Source organism: Spiroplasma endosymbiont of Melieria omissa, from assembly GCF_964031175.1.
In the GTDB taxonomy this organism is placed as follows: Bacteria; Bacillota_I; Bacilli_A; order Mycoplasmatales; family VBWQ01; genus Spiroplasma_E; species Spiroplasma_E ixodetis_A.
Genome location: NZ_OZ035012.1, coordinates 81,300 through 96,734 on the forward strand (window position 1 = coordinate 81,300; position 15,435 = coordinate 96,734).

A 15,435-nucleotide genomic window follows, 5' to 3' on the forward strand; every position below is an offset into this window, starting at 1 on the left:
TAATATGTAATTTAAGCAGTTTTTGAATTTAAAAGTACAATTCAGCAATAATTAAAATAGATTAGGAAGATTAAATTATGCCAAAACCATACAGTGAAGACTTACGAAGAAAAGTAATAGAAGCTTATGAAAGTAAAAATATGAAAATTAAAGAAATTTGTAAAGTGTTCAATATCACTAGAAAGACTTTATTTTTATGAAGAAAAAGAAAAAAAGAAACTGGGCATATAAAACCAATTTTGAATTATCAAAAAGGACATAGCCACAAAATAAAGGATTTAGATGAATTAAAAAATTATTTAGCAGAAAATAAAGATGTTACAGTTCAAAAAGTAATTGATAAATTTGGAAATATGACTAAAGAAACAGTTTATAACTATTTTAAAAAACTAAATTATACATATAAAAAAAACTTTTCTATATGAACAAAGAGATAAAAATAAACAAGAAGATTTTTTAAAAGAAATAGCTAAAATAATGAATGAAGATTTAGTATATATTGATGAATCTGGAATTGATGATAATGAATTTTATAAATATGGTTGATCTGAAAAAGGTAAAAGATTATTTGATAATAAACCCGCATATAAAATAAAGAGAATGAGTATAATTGGTTCACTAAATAAAGGTAAATTAAAAGCCTTATGAGCATTTGAAGGACATTGCAATAGTAAAATTTTTGAATCATATGTTAAAAATAAACTAATTCCAGTATTAAAGCGTGGACAAATTATAGTTTTAGATAATGCAACGTTTCATAAATCTAAATTAACACAACAATTAATTGAAAATGCTGGATGCAAACTATTATTTCTTCCGCCATATTCTCCTAATTTAAATCCAATTGAACATTTTTGATTTGCTATAAAACATAATATAAGAAAAATATTACCAAATTATTGACCAAATATTAAAAAAGCGATTGATTTTGTTTTTCAAGATATGAGTAAACATTACTTTAGTTAGCTATATTTTAAAATCAGAGGTATATATTATGCATAAAAATTATCCAAGTCATGTCACCAAAGAACAATTTGAGAACATAAAATCAATTTTAGAAAATAGCAAAAAGAAAACAAAACCAAGAAGTTTAGATTTATATGAAGTATTTTGTGCAATTTTATATGTATTAAAAAGTGGTTGTCAATGAAGAATGCTACCAAAAAATTTTCCAAAATGACAAACTGTATATTATTATTTTCAAATTTGAAGTAAAAATAACGGTAAAGAAGCTAGTGTATGGCAATTAATTTTAAAAAAAATTGGTTAAAAAAGTTCGTATCAACAATAATCGCAAAGAACAAACTAGTTTTTGTATAATTGATTCGCAAAGTGTTAAAAATACAGATACTACTGAAAATAAAGGTTATGATGCTGGTAAAAAGATTTCAGGAATAAAGCGTCATATTATTGTTGATTCTCAAGGTTTACCACATGCAATTTACATAACCACAGCAGAAAAAACAGATCGTAATAGCGCTATAATAATGATTGAAAATGAAAAAGAAAATCTTTCTGCAGTTCAAAAAATAATAGTAGATGCTGGTTATACTGGTGAAAAATTTGCTTCTGAAATCAAAACAATCATAAATGCAAATGTTAAAGTTATAAAACGCAATGAACTACATACTTTTGTAGTATTACCAAAAAGATGAATTGTAGAACGAAGCTTTGCTTGATTAGAAAAATACAGAAGATTATGAAAAAATTGTGAAAGAAAACTAAATACTAGTTTACAAATGGTTGTTCTTTCCTTTATTTCAGTTTTATTAAAAAGATTTTATCATTTGAAAACTTATCGACTAAAAATCTATTTTTTATTATAAAATAACCATTATAATATAAATTTTATTAAAAATTAATCAAAAAAGATCCTAAACAGGTTCTAAGATAAAAATAAATAAAAATTGAGTAAGATTTGTAAACTTACTCAATTTTTTTATCTTGAATATCTTAATAATCCCATGATTTGGGCACGTTTTATATTTTTAGCAATTAAACGTTGATACTTTGGATTAGTACCTGTTGTTCTTGCTGGCAAAATTTTGTTATTATTACCCATAAATTTACTTAGTAATTCAATATCTTTATAATCAATATAAGTAATATTATTTTTAGTAATAAAACAAGATTTTCTTCTTGTAAAATTTCTTGGTTTACCAGTGTTCATAATTATCCTCCTTTAATTATTTAAATCTCAAATGATATCTTCTTCATCAAATTCTATATTTTGAATAGCCGCTTCTTTTTCTTGAAGCTGATTAGTATTAGTAAAGGCAATATCAGTACTATAATTAGGACTTTTAAAAGCATCATCTAAATGAATTTTATTCTCATCTCTTGGTTTTGAATAATTAATATTAGTATTATTACCACTACTATCTTTTTTACGATTATCTAAAAAAGTAACAGTTTGTGCAACCACTTCAGTAATATATAGTTCTTTTCCATTTTGATCGGTTGATTTTCTTACTGACAGTCTTCCTGAAACTGAAATTAAAGAACCTTTAACTAAATAATTAGTCATATTTTCAGCAACTTTATTTCAAGCCACACACGAAATATAATCAGCTTGATTTTGAATATTATTAACTGCAAGTGTAAAAAAAGTAAAAGGTTTTCCTGTTGAAGTTTGATGTAACTTTAAATCACGAGTGATTCTACCAATTAATGTAACAATATTCATTTTTTATCCTCACTTTTAAATTAGATTTTATTAATCTTTTTGTTCAGTATTCGATGCATTATTATTAATATTTGTTTTTGAATTTTGGTAATTATTTTTTGTACGATAAGATGATTCAGTACCAGTGATTGGTCTTGGTTTTCTTTCACCATTTTCATCACGATTATAAGAAGGACGATTTCCTGGTCTTGTTGGTCGAGAGAAAGAATTAGATTCTACTTGACGTTTTGGTTTAAACTTATTAATTTTTTCACTATCTAAATTAATAACCAAAAAACGCATTACGTCTAATTGTCTTTGTTTATTTAAAGCTACACGATTAAAGTTAGCAATGTTTTCTGGTGAAGTTAGCACTTCAATAATAAAATAATGACCCTTAACTTTTTTGTTAATAGGATAAGCAAATTGACGAATAGAATCTTGTTCTTTAGTAATTTTTCCAGCATTTTTAGTTAAAATTTCACAAAATTCTTTTTTAATTAATTGTGCTTTTTCTTGATTTTGATCATCAACGATGTACATAATTTCATAATTATGCTTTTGTTTTAAATCTTCCAATGTTCGAAGACCTCCTTTTGGGCATATGGCTCTGATGAGCAAGGAGTAAATATATTAAGTTTGATTTTTAAATATTTGACTCATACAATATTATAACGTAATTACCTTTAAAGTAAAGGAAAAATAACAATAATTATTAATATAACATGAGAAAAAATGACTAAATAAAAATTTGATTTCAATAAGAAATTTTATTTTATATAATCAATTATTTTTTGCACTATTTCCTTAGGAGTTAAATCATTAGTGTCAATTACTAAAAAATTAAAGTTATTTTTTTCTTTTTCATATCACTGTTCATATTTTTTATTTAATAAACTTCAGTATTCATGAGGTACATGTTTTTCTGATTCACGACCACGAAGGTTTATGCGTTCAATTGTGTTTTCAAGATTTGCTTTTAAATAGACAATTAAATCGGGCTTAATTTGTGGATCAAAATAAAGTGATGAAATAATAACATTATTATAAAAATTTAAATACACTTCATAATCTCTATCATTCATATTATTTTGAGCTTTTAATACTTCAACGAAAATAGGATCTTCTAAAATACTGCGATCAAAAATAACATTGTTAAAATTTTGTGCTTCTTTTAATTGTTTACTTCGTGCCATCAACATAAATACTTGCATTTTAAAAGCATATTCCAAAGGATTTTGATAAAAATCATCTAAATAGGGATTACTAGTAACTGGCTCGTCCATAATTTTATATTTTAATAATTTTGCTAATTCTCTACTAATAGTGCTCTTACCAACACCAACTACACCAGATAATACAATTTTCATTTTTTGCCTCCCATAGTATATGATTACAATTAATTTATCTTAATATATAAATTTTCTCCCTCCAAATAAAAAAACATTTAATAAATTAAATTTTACTTTTACTAAAACTCGTTGCTTATATTTTCAAAGATTAACGTAATATCAATTACATTTTTGAAATTATTGATAATACACTTTCTTGATTCTATATACCCTTTAATAACTATATTTATCATAACATATAAATTTTACTCTAACTTAAATCTATTATTTTTAGTTAACTTCCATATTATTATTTTTAAATTTATTATTTATAGCTAACTAAAGTAATGTCTACTCATATCTTCAAAAACAAAATCAATCGCTTTTTTAATATTTGGTCAATAATTTGGTAATATTTTTCTTAGAACCTGTTTAGGATCTTTTTTGATTAATTTTTAATAAAATTTATATTATAATGGTTATTTTATAATAAAAAATAGATTTTTAGTCGATAAGTTTTCAAATGATAAAATCTTTTTAATAAAACTGAAATAAAGGAAAGAACAACCATTTGTAAACTAGTATTTAGTTTTCTTTCACAATTTTTTCATAATCTTCTGTATTTTTCTAATCAAGCAAAGCTTCGTTCTACAATTCATCTTTTTGGTAATACTACAAAAGTATGTAGTTCATTGCGTTTTATAACTTTAACATTTGCATTTATGATTGTTTTGATTTCAGAAGCAAATTTTTCACCAGTATAACCAGCATCTACTATTATTTTTTGAACTGCAGAAAGATTTTCTTTTTCATTTTCAATCATTATTATAGCGCTATTACGATCTGTTTTTTCTGCTGTGGTTATGTAAATTGCATGTGGTAAACCTTGAGAATCAACAATAATATGACGCTTTATTCCTGAAATCTTTTTACCAGCATCATAACCTTTATTTTCAGTAGTATCTGTATTTTTAACACTTTGCGAATCAATTATACAAAAACTAGTTTGTTCTTTGCGATTATTGTTGATACGAACTTTTTTAACCAATTTTTTTTAAAATTAATTGCCATACACTAGCTTCTTTACCGTTATTTTTACTTCAAATTTGAAAATAATAATATACAGTTTGTCATTTTGGAAAATTTTTTGGTAGCATTCTTCATTGATAACCACTTTTTAATACATATAAAATTGCACAAAATACTTCATATAAATCTAAACTTCTTGGTTTTGTTTTCTTTTTGCTATTTTCTAAAATTGATTTTATGTTCTCAAATTGTTCTTTGGTGACATGACTTGGATAATTTTTATGCATAATATATACCTCTGATTTTAAAATATATAATCATTTTACATTATTTTCGAAAAGATTCTAAACAGGTTCTAAGAACCTGTTTAGAATCTTTTTAATAAAACTGAAATAAAGGAAAGAACAACCATTTGTAAACTAGTATTTAGTTTTCTTTCACAATTTTTTCGATTAATCTTCTGTATTTTTCTAATCAAGCAAAGCTTCGTTCTACAATTCATCTTTTTGGTAATACTACAAAAGTATGTAGTTCATTGCGTTTTATAACTTTAACATTTGCATTTATGATTGTTTTGATTTCAGAAGCAAATTTTTCACCAGTATAACCAGCATCTACTATTATTTTTTGAACTGCAGAAAGATTTTCTTTTTCATTTTCAATCATTATTATAGCGCTATTACGATCTGTTTTTTCTGCTGTGGTTATGTAAATTGCATGTGGTAAACCTTGAGAATCAACAATAATATGACGCTTTATTCCTGAAATCTTTTTACCAGCATCATAACCTTTATTTTCAGTAGTATCTGTATTTTTAACACTTTGCGAATCAATTATACAAAAACTAGTTTGTTCTTTGCGATTATTGTTGATACGAACTTTTTTAACCAATTTTTTTTAAAATTAATTGCCATACACTAGCTTCTTTACCGTTATTTTTACTTCAAATTTGAAAATAATAATATACAGTTTGTCATTTTGGAAAATTTTTTGGTAGCATTCTTCATTGACAACCACTTTTTAATACACCTGAATTGTAAAATTAAAAAGGACACTTATATAAAAATTAAATTGTGTTAATTCTATAATTAAGAAAAGAAAGGAATTAACACAATGTATAAGTATCTAACTATTGAATCAATAATAGCAATAAAAGAATATAAAGGTTATCGATTTTCGATTCGTAAAATAGCAAAAATGGTTGATTATAGTAAATCAACAGTACATAGAGTTTGCAGATTATTAAATAAAAACTTATTACCATTAGAAATATTAAATCAATTTAAAAAAAATAAACAAAATGCAGGTAGAAAATTAATAATTTTAAATTTAATAGAAATTAATACTATTAATAATTTGTTAATTACTAAAAATTATGCTCTTGATATAATTGCTAATTTTTTAAAGGAAAATAAAATAAAAAGTATTTCAACAAAAACCTTATATAACATGTTTAAAACAAATCGAATGGGTTTTGATGAAAATAAATTGTTGAGAAAAGGAAAAAATAAATCTCACAAACAAAAAGAAACTAGGGGCAGAATTAATAATTGTAAGTCTATTCATGAAAGAAATTTAATCATTCCTAATATTAAAAATATACAAGAATTTGGTCATTTAGAAGGTGATACTATCATTGGTAAAGATCATAAAAGTTCTATTATTACTTTGGCTGATATATGATCAAAAACCACAATTCCTTTAGCAACTAAAAATAATAAATCAGAAAATATTATGAAAAATATAATAAAATTTATTTCAAAATTACAAAAAGGAACAGTTAAAACCATTACTTTTGATCGTGGCAAAGAATTTAGTAAATGAAGATTAATCGAAAAAATTTGTAATGTCAAAATTTATTTTGCAGATCCTGGTAAACCTTGTCAAAGGGGTTTAAATGAAAATAATAATGGTATTTTAAGAAGATATTTACCAAAATCCATTGATTTATCTAATTTTAATCAAAAATCATTGAATCAAATAGCATTTCAAATTAATTCTACACCAAGAAAATCACTCTCTTATAAAAGACCAATAGATTTAATACAATTATTTTAAAAAAATGTCCCATTTATATTTACAATTCAGGACATATAAAATTGCACAAAATACTTCATATAAATCTAAACTTCTTGGTTTTGTTTTCTTTTTGCTATTTTCTAAAATTGTTCTTATGTTTTCGAATTGTTCTTTACTAATATTACTAGGATAATTTTTCATCATATAGCTAACTAAAGTAATGTTTACTCATATCTTGAAAAACAAAATCAATCGCTTTTTTAATATTTGGTCAATAATTTGGTAATATTTTTCTTATATTATGTTTTATAGCAAATCAAAAATGTTCAATTGGATTTAAATTAGGAGAATATGGCGGAAGAAATAATAGTTTGCATCCAGCATTTTCAATTAATTGTTGTGTTAATTTAGATTTATGAAACGTTGCATTATCTAAAACTATAATTTGTCCACGCTTTAATACTGGAATTAGTTTATTTTTAACATATGATTCAAAAATTTTACTATTGCAATGTCCTTCAAATGCTCATAAGGCTTTTAATTTACCTTTATTTAGTGAACCAATTATACTCATTCTCTTTATTTTATATGCGGGTTTATTATCAAATAATCTTTTACCTTTTTCAGATCAACCATATTTATAAAATTCATTATCATCAATTCCAGATTCATCAATATATACTAAATCTTCATTCATTATTTTAGCTATTTCTTTTAAAAAATCTTCTTGTTTATTTTTATCTCTTTGTTCATATAGAAAAGTTTTTTTTATATGTATAATTTAGTTTTTTAAAATAGTTATAAACTGTTTCTTTAGTCATATTTCCAAATTTATCAATTACTTTTTGAACTGTAACATCTTTATTTTCTGCTAAATAATTTTTTAATTCATCTAAATCTTTTATTTTGTGGCTATGTCCTTTTTGATAATTCAAAATTGGTTTTATATGCCCAGTTTCTTTTTTTCTTTTTCTTCATAAAAATAAAGTCTTTCTAGTGATATTGAACACTTTACAAATTTCTTTAATTTTCATATTTTTACTTTCATAAGCTTCTATTACTTTTCTTCGTAAGTCTTCACTGTATGGTTTTGGCATAATTTAATCTTCCTAATCTATTTTAATTATTGCTGAATTGTACTTTTAAATTCAAAAACTGTTTAAATTACATATTATTATTTTACATTATTTATGAGTAAACATTACTTTAGTTAGCTATATATACCTCTTATTTTAAAATATATAATCATTTTACTTTATTTCTAAAAGATTCTAAACAGGTTCTTATATTATGTTTTATAGCAAATCAAAAATGTTCAATTGGATTTAAATTAGGAGAATATGGCGGAAGAAATAATAGTTTGCATCCAGCATTTTCAATTAATTGTTGTGTTAATTTAGATTTATGAAACGTTGCATTATCTAAAACTATAATTTGTCCACGCTTTAATACTGGAATTAGTTTATTTTTAACATATGATTCAAAAATTTTACTATTGCAATGTCCTTCAAATGCTCATAAGGCTTTTAATTTACCTTTATTTAGTGAACCAATTATACTCATTCTCTTTATTTTATATGCGGGTTTATTATCAAATAATCTTTTACCTTTTTCAGATCAACCATATTTATAAAATTCATTATCATCAATTCCAGATTCATCAATATATACTAAATCTTCATTCATTATTTTAGCTATTTCTTTTAAAAAATCTTCTTGTTTATTTTTATCTCTTTGTTCATATAGAAAAGTTTTTTTTATATGTATAATTTAGTTTTTTAAAATAGTTATAAACTGTTTCTTTAGTCATATTTCCAAATTTATCAATAGACTTACTGCATAACTAGTTAACTTTTCATTTTTTTGTTATTATTAAAATAAAATTTGAATAGTTAAGGATAAATTTTATGACATATTTTGAATTAAAAGATAAACCGGATCAATATTTTCGTAAAATAGTTGGTATTAATAAACTAGTTTTTAATGAAATTTTAAATATTTTATTAGATCATCAAAATCTAAAAAATACCACTGGTGGAAGGCCATATAAAATGTCAATAGAAGATAGACTAGTAATGACTTTAAGATATTTATATGAAAATCGTACATATCATAGTATTGGTGCTGAGTATGATATGGTTGATACTACTGCTTTACGAAATATTCGTTCAATTGAAGACATTTTAATAAATAATAATAAGTTTAATAATTTAACAAATAAAAATATTTTTTTAAAAAGAAGAATTCAAAAATAAAATTTTGATAATTGATGTAACAGAAGTAGAAACAGAACGACCAAAATATAATCAAAAAGATTGATTTTCTGGCAAAAAATGAATGCATACTGTTAAGTTTCAAACCATAATTAATGCACATACTAATGAAATTTTAAATATTTTTCCTGATACTGGTAAAAATCATGATTTTAAAACTTTTAAAAATTCAAAGTTAGAATTTTTGTCAGAAACTGTAATTCTTGCAGATAAAGGTTATCAAGGTTTACAAAAAATTCATAGTAATACATTTTTACCCATTAAAACTAGTAAAAATAATCCTAAAACAAGTAAAATTAAAATTTTTAATAAGATTATTAATAAAACTCGCAGAAAAATTGAACATGTTTTTGCATTTTTAAAATGTTTTAAAATTATTGGTTATAAATTTAGAAAAGGTAGAAAACGAATATTTTTAAGATTTAATTTAATTGCAGGATTTTATAATTTATCATTAAAACTTAAAAACGTTATGCAGTAAGTCTAATTACTTTTTGAACTGTAACATCTTTATTTTCTGCTAAATAATTTTTTAATTCATCTAAATCCTTTATTTTGTGGCTATGTCCTTTTTGATAATTCAAAATTGGTTTTATATGCCCAGTTTCTTTTTTTCTTTTTCTTCATAAAAATAAAGTCTTTCTAGTGATATTGAACACTTTACAAATTTCTTTAATTTTCATATTTTTACTTTCATAAGCTTCTATTACTTTTCTTCGTAAGTCTTCACTGTATGGTTTTGGCATAATTTAATCTTCCTAATCTATTTTAATTATTGCTGAATTGTACTTTTAAATTCAAAAACTGTTTAAATTACATATTATTATTTTACATTATTTATGAGTAAACATTACTTTAGTTAGCTATATATTTATCATTGTAAAAATCATATTAAAAATTAATCAAATATTTTAAAAAAGGTGGTGAATATTATGTTAAGTTTATTTAAAAGAAAAGATAAAAGTAATATTAATGATAATCAAAATGAAAAAGTAAAATTTTTAACCAATAAAAATAAAAGTACTCATGCTTCAATTTTAAATTATTTTGGTTTTAATGATTTTAATCATGAAACTTATTTTACTGATTTTGTAGCAGAAAATAATGCTAATTTATATAATGCTCCATTGGAAATAAATAATGAAACTATTAAACAATATTTAATTCAACAAGAATTTTATAGAAAAAATTGAAATTCTATTTTTAAATTAAGTAAATTAGGAATTAGTGGTTATTTAATTTATATTGCTAATGATGACTTATATTTTCAAGTAGTAGATATACAACAAAGAGTTTATGATATTATTGATAAATTAATTCAATGTACTATTTTTTATGATAGTTATGAACAAAATGCACAAATGGTAAGATTATTTGAAATTTATACATTAAATAATGAACAAGTAACTATTAATCGTGCAATTTATAGTATTAGTGATAATAAAAAACAATTTCCATTAGATTTTAAATCATACATTAATAATCCTAATTTAGCACAAGAACAAACATTAAATATTAACTATATACCAATAGCAATTATGCGAAATAAAGCAAATGAGTTAGCAGATTGTGATAAAGTAATGGATAAAATTAAAGCATTAGATGTCATCTTTGAACAAATTGTTTTAGATACTATTTTAAACTCACCTAAATTTATTTTTAGTCAAACTTATGGTAATGTTCAATCAACATTAGAAGAAGCAGTAAGAACTTTGGTTACTAAAAACTACATATTTAAAAGTGGTGGAGATAATAACGAACAAAACGAAAATATCAATATGACAAATAGTAACTTTAAAGGTAAAAACTTAACTGATATATACGATTGATTAGTTAATGAAATATCTAAGCGTTGTGGTATTCATATACCAAGTCAAAAGAAATCTGCACAACAATCAGTTCCCGAAAGTACAGCAGTAAATATTTCAACTATTAATTATATTGAACAAAAATTATGACAATTTAATATTGATATTCTTAAATTTATTCAAATATTAGTACGTATAGATAAAGATTTATTAAATAGTAAAACATTTAATATTAATGATGAACAAGAAATTAATAATTTAACTGTTAAATTAAAATTATTTAATCCCGAAAATAACCAATTAATAGGAGAGAACAATGGAAAACAACAACAAACCACAAACGAAGTTTCCACAGAAACAAACTAAACTTAATCAAGCAGAAGTAGAAAATGATTATTTAATTGATAATATTCCTTATGATTTTACAAATATGATGGGTGCTACTAGTGACCCAGATATTAATAGAGCATATGATGAATTTAAAAAAAGAACAATTTATATTTATGAAATTGAACGTTTATTTAAAAATAATGAAAATAATACTTTAAAATTTTCTGCAAATACTATTAAAATTGGTTTTATTGATATTGATAAAGTATTAAAAACTACTGCTGTTGAAACATCTGACTTTACTATGCAATTAAATCAAAGAGCTAGTACTAATATTAATGATAATACAATCGAATATAGTATGACTGATATTAAAAATTTAATTTTTCAAGAAATAAATTTATTAAATCAATTTAAGTTATATGCAGTTAGTATAAATGAACCTTTAACTGAAAATAATATTGATAATTTATATATCATTAATAATTATTCACAACCTTATCAAAATCCAAAAACAAGAAGTACTAAAAGTATTACTATTATTAAAATTAAAGATTTTAAAACAAGAGATGGTTATCCAATCATTATTAAATTACAAAAACCATTAGATAAGGATACCAAAGTTATTGGTTTAAAAATTAAAGCCCCTAGAAGCATGATTTTTGGCAATATAAAGGTACTTGGTGAAGTTGACAATATGGAAGTATACCCAAAGTTATTTGTTAAAAACAAGATAGCATTTCCACTATTATCAATGCCTATTGAAACTCAACCAAAAGTTAGAATTTTACAACAATGATTTAGTGAACAAATATTACCTTGAAATTTAGCAAAACAATTTATTGGACAAGAAAAATCAGTTTTAGATTTAATTGCTATTGGTGGTGGAACTCAAACAAGAAAAGAAATTATTAATAATGCAAGAGTAACTAATGCTAAACTAGGTTGTGATCTTTATTATAAGCAACCAACATGACCATTAACTGACGAAAAAGAATTAAAAGATAAAGAAATATGGATATGAGGTTTAATACCTAAGGGTAGTATATGTATTACTACAACAAATAAATTTCATGATGTAGAAATTGAAATAAATGATAAACCACTAATTGACAGTTTACAACAACTATTATTAGATATGTTAAGTTATACATATAACTATAATAGAAATTTTGATGGTTTTAAACCAGATACTTTAAATACAAAAATAGCAGAATTACGTGCTAAATTTGAAGGACAAAAACCAGAAGAAGTTATTACAAATTTATTTAAACAATGGGAATTAGATTACCCAAATTATGTAAAATTACAACAAGTACAAATTCTAAAAAAAATAATAAATATGCTTTCAAAATATATTTATTCTACTGTTTCAATTAATAAAGGTTTAAATGATGATTATAAACTTTTATTACCATATTATTTTCAATTAAAATCAAATCCAATTCATACAAATCCAACTGATGTTTGAGAATTTAAGGATGTAAAAGTAGTATTAAAATCTGCATATTTTGATTTTATAGATATAAACAATATTAAATTAAAAAATAATGATATTAGTCAAAATGAATTATTTAAACTTGATGATAATCAATTTAACTGATTATCTATTACAAACGAATTAGAAAGTAATAATATACCTTCATTAATTCCTGCTGACTGAACATTAGGTAATGGTGAATATGGTAAATATTTTACAAGAGCAATTATTGATAAAAGTAAAATTGAAAATTGTTTTAATTTATATGGTTCAAATAAATCTCAACTATTTTCTAAATTGGAATTTTATAAAGAAATATTAAAAATAGATAATAATAATGAATTTGAATTACAAATTGAAAACCCGATTAATAACTTAAATCGGGTAGAAATTAGTGGTATATTCGGTGCTGGTAATTATGATTTAATTTTAATAACAGATAAGCAAGAAATAAGTTTAACTAATATTAGTTTATTTGATAAATATAATGAAAATATTTCTTATATAAATTTAGAAATTTAGATTTTTTTATTAAAATATCCATCTGGATAAATTCCGTCTCACTTTATATCAACATTAGGATAAGTAGGATTAATAGATAAATATAAAGTTTCTTATGAATATCATCTGTTTTTCTTTCTCATATCGTCGTACAAGCCCCCCCCAGTGAACATTACCATCATAATCTAAATAATATTGTAAATCATTTATTTTATGATGTGCTATTGAACCAATTATTAAACCAGTTACTCCACTTACAGCACCAGTTAGTGCTAATGCTAATGTTATTTTACTTAAATTTGTTTTTATTCATGTTTTCATAATAAATTTCTCCTTTTTATTTTTTCTTTAATTTTTGACAAGTTTTTAATCATTTTGGTAATAATACATGTTTTAAATTAATTGCATGATTTTTACAAAGAAAAAGACTAAATGTTGTTGATTTTAATTCTAATAATACAATATTACTTCATTTGTTATTACAATTTTTACTTTGACAAACAACATTCATTTTGTAAAATCTTTTTTAAAGATTTCAAATTATTTACAACTTTTAATGATTTTTCTTTATTCATCATAATTTACTCCTTAATTTTTAACATTTTATTGCTTAATTGTAACCATTTTTTGACTTTTTTACAAGTATGCTTTTAAATGCAAAATAACGCCTAAATTAAAGGCGTTTATTTTATGATACCTATACTATTAATTATATTGAAATTGTTTATTATATTTTAAATATGAAAGCATTTTTTAAAATATTTTTTATTTTATTTAAAATAACACTTATATATTTATATAATAATTAAGTAAATTAATTTTTTAAATATATTTACAATAAATTTAGATTTTTTTAAAATAGTTAGGAGAAGTAAATGTGAATTTTAATTATAAATGAAATTTTAGAGAACAAAGTGCAAAAATTGATAAATTAGTTTTAGAACATATAACAAAGAAATGAGAAAAATGAGATTGAAGAATAAAAAATACAAGAGATAAAAAGAAATATAAAATTGTTGATTATCAATATCGAACAAGAAAAATAATGTATGGATTAGTAACTTATAAAAGAAGAATTTATGAATATTTTGATGAAAAATTACAAAAATGAGTTCGTGTTTGTTTAGTTGATGAATGACTAGAATTACCTAAATATAAAAGAATTGGTGAAGATATTGAAGACACTATTATTGAAAATTTTGCTGATGGAAAAAGATATCGTGATATTTGTGCTATTTGTAAAAAAGCAGGTATTAGTGTTAGTAGTGTTCATAGAGTTTTTAAAAATTTTGAAATAGTTGAAACAAATCCAGTAAAAGTAAAATTAGAAAAAAATCAACCTATTTTTGTAGCAATTGATGATGGTCATCGAAAATTTTGAAATTTTAAACGTAAAGGTATAAAACACTCTATGCGTTTAATAGTAACATATACAGATAATATTAATCACAAAGTACAAAATAAAAGAGTAAAAGCAATTATTAGACCAACAAAAACAAAAATTGGAGTTAAAAAAACTGCTGAATTTGTTAAAGAACATTGTCAAAAATTTTATGAAAATATTGAACAAGCAAAAATTATTATTTGTGGTGATAGTGCAGGATGAATTAAAGAAGTTGCTGATTATTTAGGTGCACAGTTTGTTTTAGATAAATTCCATTTAATTAGAACATTATATCTTGGTATAATGGCTGGAAATAAAGGAAAGTATGTAAAAGAATATAATCATTGTAAAAATTTAATTAATAATGGTCAATATGAACAATTAATTGATTATTTATATAAAGAATTAGATAATCATAAAAAATTAAAGAAAAAATATTTTAAAAATAATAAACAAGGTATTGAAAATCAAGGTGCAAAATGAAATATTGGTTGTTTTACAGAAACAAATATTTGACATGTTTTAAAAGAAATGCTTGGTAATAGAACATATAATATTTTAATTTATATTAAAATGGTTATTTTTAAATGTAATAAGATAAATTTAGAAACATAG

General features: G+C 22.6%; 20 protein-coding genes and 2 pseudogenes. 9 read left to right on the plus strand and 13 right to left on the minus strand.

The genetic code is table 4. The annotated features are described in order from the left end of the window. The first annotated feature begins 77 nt into the window (after positions 1 to 77). The 3 genes from ACQH26_RS00495 (at position 78) to ACQH26_RS00505 (ending at position 1,826) form a co-directional block, all read left to right on the plus strand. Positions 78 to 437, plus strand: a complete 360-nt coding sequence (locus ACQH26_RS00495; RefSeq protein ID WP_425381863.1) for a helix-turn-helix domain-containing protein — start codon at positions 78 to 80, stop codon at positions 435 to 437. Between the two features lie 40 nt (positions 438 to 477). Continuing rightward, positions 478 to 966: an IS630 family transposase gene (locus ACQH26_RS00500; RefSeq protein ID WP_425381862.1), complete on the plus strand. Its 489-nt coding sequence runs from the start codon at positions 478 to 480 to the stop codon at positions 964 to 966. Positions 967 to 994: 28 nt separating this feature from the next. Beyond that, positions 995 to 1,826, plus strand: a protein-coding gene (locus ACQH26_RS00505; protein ID WP_425382527.1) for an IS5 family transposase whose coding sequence is annotated in 2 segments (ribosomal slippage) — positions 995 to 1,264 and positions 1,266 to 1,826 — 831 coding nt in all. Because the reading frame shifts where the segments join, the coding sequence is not laid out codon by codon here. A 113-nt stretch (positions 1,827 to 1,939) separates the two neighbouring features. Here ACQH26_RS00505 and rpsR read toward each other — a convergent pair. From rpsR to ACQH26_RS00535, 6 genes and pseudogenes are all read right to left on the minus strand, one after another. Beyond that, positions 1,940 to 2,170, minus strand: a complete 231-nt coding sequence (rpsR, locus tag ACQH26_RS00510; RefSeq protein ID WP_174481285.1) for a 30S ribosomal protein S18 — start codon at positions 2,168 to 2,170, stop codon at positions 1,940 to 1,942. 12 nt (positions 2,171 to 2,182) lie between these two features. Beyond that, a complete protein-coding gene (locus tag ACQH26_RS00515) occupies positions 2,183 to 2,686 on the minus strand; it encodes a single-stranded DNA-binding protein (protein WP_174481286.1) in 504 nt (167 codons plus the stop codon). A 30-nt stretch (positions 2,687 to 2,716) separates the two neighbouring features. Beyond that, positions 2,717 to 3,244 (minus strand): 30S ribosomal protein S6, encoded by a 528-nt coding sequence (gene rpsF / locus ACQH26_RS00520; RefSeq protein ID WP_425382528.1) that lies wholly within the window; start codon positions 3,242 to 3,244, stop codon positions 2,717 to 2,719. A gap of 191 nt (positions 3,245 to 3,435) precedes the next feature. Continuing rightward, positions 3,436 to 4,035, minus strand: coding sequence for a deoxynucleoside kinase (locus ACQH26_RS00525; protein ID WP_252320085.1), 600 nt, complete (start codon positions 4,033 to 4,035; stop codon positions 3,436 to 3,438). Positions 4,036 to 4,480: 445 nt separating this feature from the next. Further along, a protein-coding gene (locus ACQH26_RS00530; protein WP_425382529.1) for an IS5 family transposase occupies positions 4,481 to 5,312 on the minus strand; the annotation gives its coding sequence in 2 pieces (ribosomal slippage) (positions 4,481 to 5,041 and positions 5,043 to 5,312; 831 coding nt in all). A gap of 80 nt (positions 5,313 to 5,392) precedes the next feature. Next, a pseudogene (locus ACQH26_RS00535) lies at positions 5,393 to 6,052 on the minus strand (IS5 family transposase); the annotation flags it as partial. Positions 6,053 to 6,138: 86 nt separating this feature from the next. On the opposite strand from ACQH26_RS00535, the gene ACQH26_RS00540 reads away from it, so the two are divergent. Further along, positions 6,139 to 7,083 (plus strand): IS30 family transposase, encoded by a 945-nt coding sequence (locus ACQH26_RS00540; protein ID WP_425381880.1) that lies wholly within the window; start codon positions 6,139 to 6,141, stop codon positions 7,081 to 7,083. 9 nt (positions 7,084 to 7,092) lie between these two features. On the opposite strand, the pseudogene ACQH26_RS00545 reads toward ACQH26_RS00540, so the two are convergent. The 4 genes and pseudogenes from ACQH26_RS00545 to ACQH26_RS00560 all read right to left on the minus strand — a co-directional run. Further along, a pseudogene (locus ACQH26_RS00545) lies at positions 7,093 to 7,248 on the minus strand (IS5/IS1182 family transposase); the annotation flags it as partial. Positions 7,249 to 7,252: 4 nt separating this feature from the next. Then, entirely contained in the window at positions 7,253 to 7,741 is a 489-nt protein-coding gene (locus tag ACQH26_RS00550) for an IS630 family transposase (RefSeq protein ID WP_425381862.1), read from the minus strand. A gap of 40 nt (positions 7,742 to 7,781) precedes the next feature. Then, positions 7,782 to 8,141 carry a helix-turn-helix domain-containing protein gene (locus ACQH26_RS00555; protein WP_425381863.1) on the minus strand — a complete coding sequence of 120 codons (360 nt, stop codon included), beginning with the start codon at positions 8,139 to 8,141 and terminating at the stop codon, positions 7,782 to 7,784. A 130-nt stretch (positions 8,142 to 8,271) separates the two neighbouring features. After that, positions 8,272 to 8,730, minus strand: a complete 459-nt coding sequence (locus ACQH26_RS00560) for an IS630 family transposase (protein ID WP_425382530.1) — start codon at positions 8,728 to 8,730, stop codon at positions 8,272 to 8,274. 221 nt (positions 8,731 to 8,951) lie between these two features. On the opposite strand from ACQH26_RS00560, the gene ACQH26_RS00565 reads away from it, so the two are divergent. Both ACQH26_RS00565 and ACQH26_RS00570 read left to right on the plus strand, forming a co-directional pair. Continuing rightward, on the plus strand, positions 8,952 to 9,299 hold the full coding sequence (locus ACQH26_RS00565; RefSeq protein WP_425381897.1) for a transposase family protein: 348 nt from the start codon (positions 8,952 to 8,954) through the stop codon (positions 9,297 to 9,299). A gap of 4 nt (positions 9,300 to 9,303) precedes the next feature. Next, positions 9,304 to 9,798 carry a transposase family protein gene (locus ACQH26_RS00570; RefSeq protein WP_425381872.1) on the plus strand — a complete coding sequence of 165 codons (495 nt, stop codon included), beginning with the start codon at positions 9,304 to 9,306 and terminating at the stop codon, positions 9,796 to 9,798. On the opposite strand, the gene ACQH26_RS00575 is transcribed toward ACQH26_RS00570, so the two are convergent. Next, on the minus strand, positions 9,788 to 10,063 hold the full coding sequence (locus ACQH26_RS00575) for an IS630 transposase-related protein (protein WP_425382531.1): 276 nt from the start codon (positions 10,061 to 10,063) through the stop codon (positions 9,788 to 9,790). The genes ACQH26_RS00570 and ACQH26_RS00575 overlap by 11 nt on opposite strands. A gap of 186 nt (positions 10,064 to 10,249) precedes the next feature. Here ACQH26_RS00575 and ACQH26_RS00580 point away from each other — a divergent pair, with 186 nt between their 5' ends. Next, a complete protein-coding gene (locus ACQH26_RS00580) occupies positions 10,250 to 11,491 on the plus strand; it encodes a hypothetical protein (RefSeq protein ID WP_425382532.1) in 1,242 nt (413 codons plus the stop codon). Further along, positions 11,442 to 13,457, plus strand: coding sequence for a hypothetical protein (locus ACQH26_RS00585; RefSeq protein WP_425382533.1), 2,016 nt, complete (start codon positions 11,442 to 11,444; stop codon positions 13,455 to 13,457). Before ACQH26_RS00580 ends, ACQH26_RS00585 begins: the two co-directional genes overlap by 50 nt. A gap of 69 nt (positions 13,458 to 13,526) precedes the next feature. Here ACQH26_RS00585 and ACQH26_RS00590 read toward each other — a convergent pair whose 3' ends face one another. Both ACQH26_RS00590 and ACQH26_RS00595 read right to left on the minus strand, forming a co-directional pair. Further along, positions 13,527 to 13,757: a hypothetical protein gene (locus tag ACQH26_RS00590; RefSeq protein ID WP_425382534.1), complete on the minus strand. Its 231-nt coding sequence runs from the start codon at positions 13,755 to 13,757 to the stop codon at positions 13,527 to 13,529. 16 nt (positions 13,758 to 13,773) lie between these two features. Then, positions 13,774 to 13,947, minus strand: a complete 174-nt coding sequence (locus ACQH26_RS00595; protein ID WP_342217629.1) for a hypothetical protein — start codon at positions 13,945 to 13,947, stop codon at positions 13,774 to 13,776. 366 nt (positions 13,948 to 14,313) lie between these two features. Between ACQH26_RS00595 and ACQH26_RS00600 the strand changes: the two genes are divergently transcribed. Then, positions 14,314 to 15,435 (plus strand): Mbov_0401 family ICE element transposase-like protein, encoded by a 1,122-nt coding sequence (locus tag ACQH26_RS00600; protein WP_342217630.1) that lies wholly within the window; start codon positions 14,314 to 14,316, stop codon positions 15,433 to 15,435.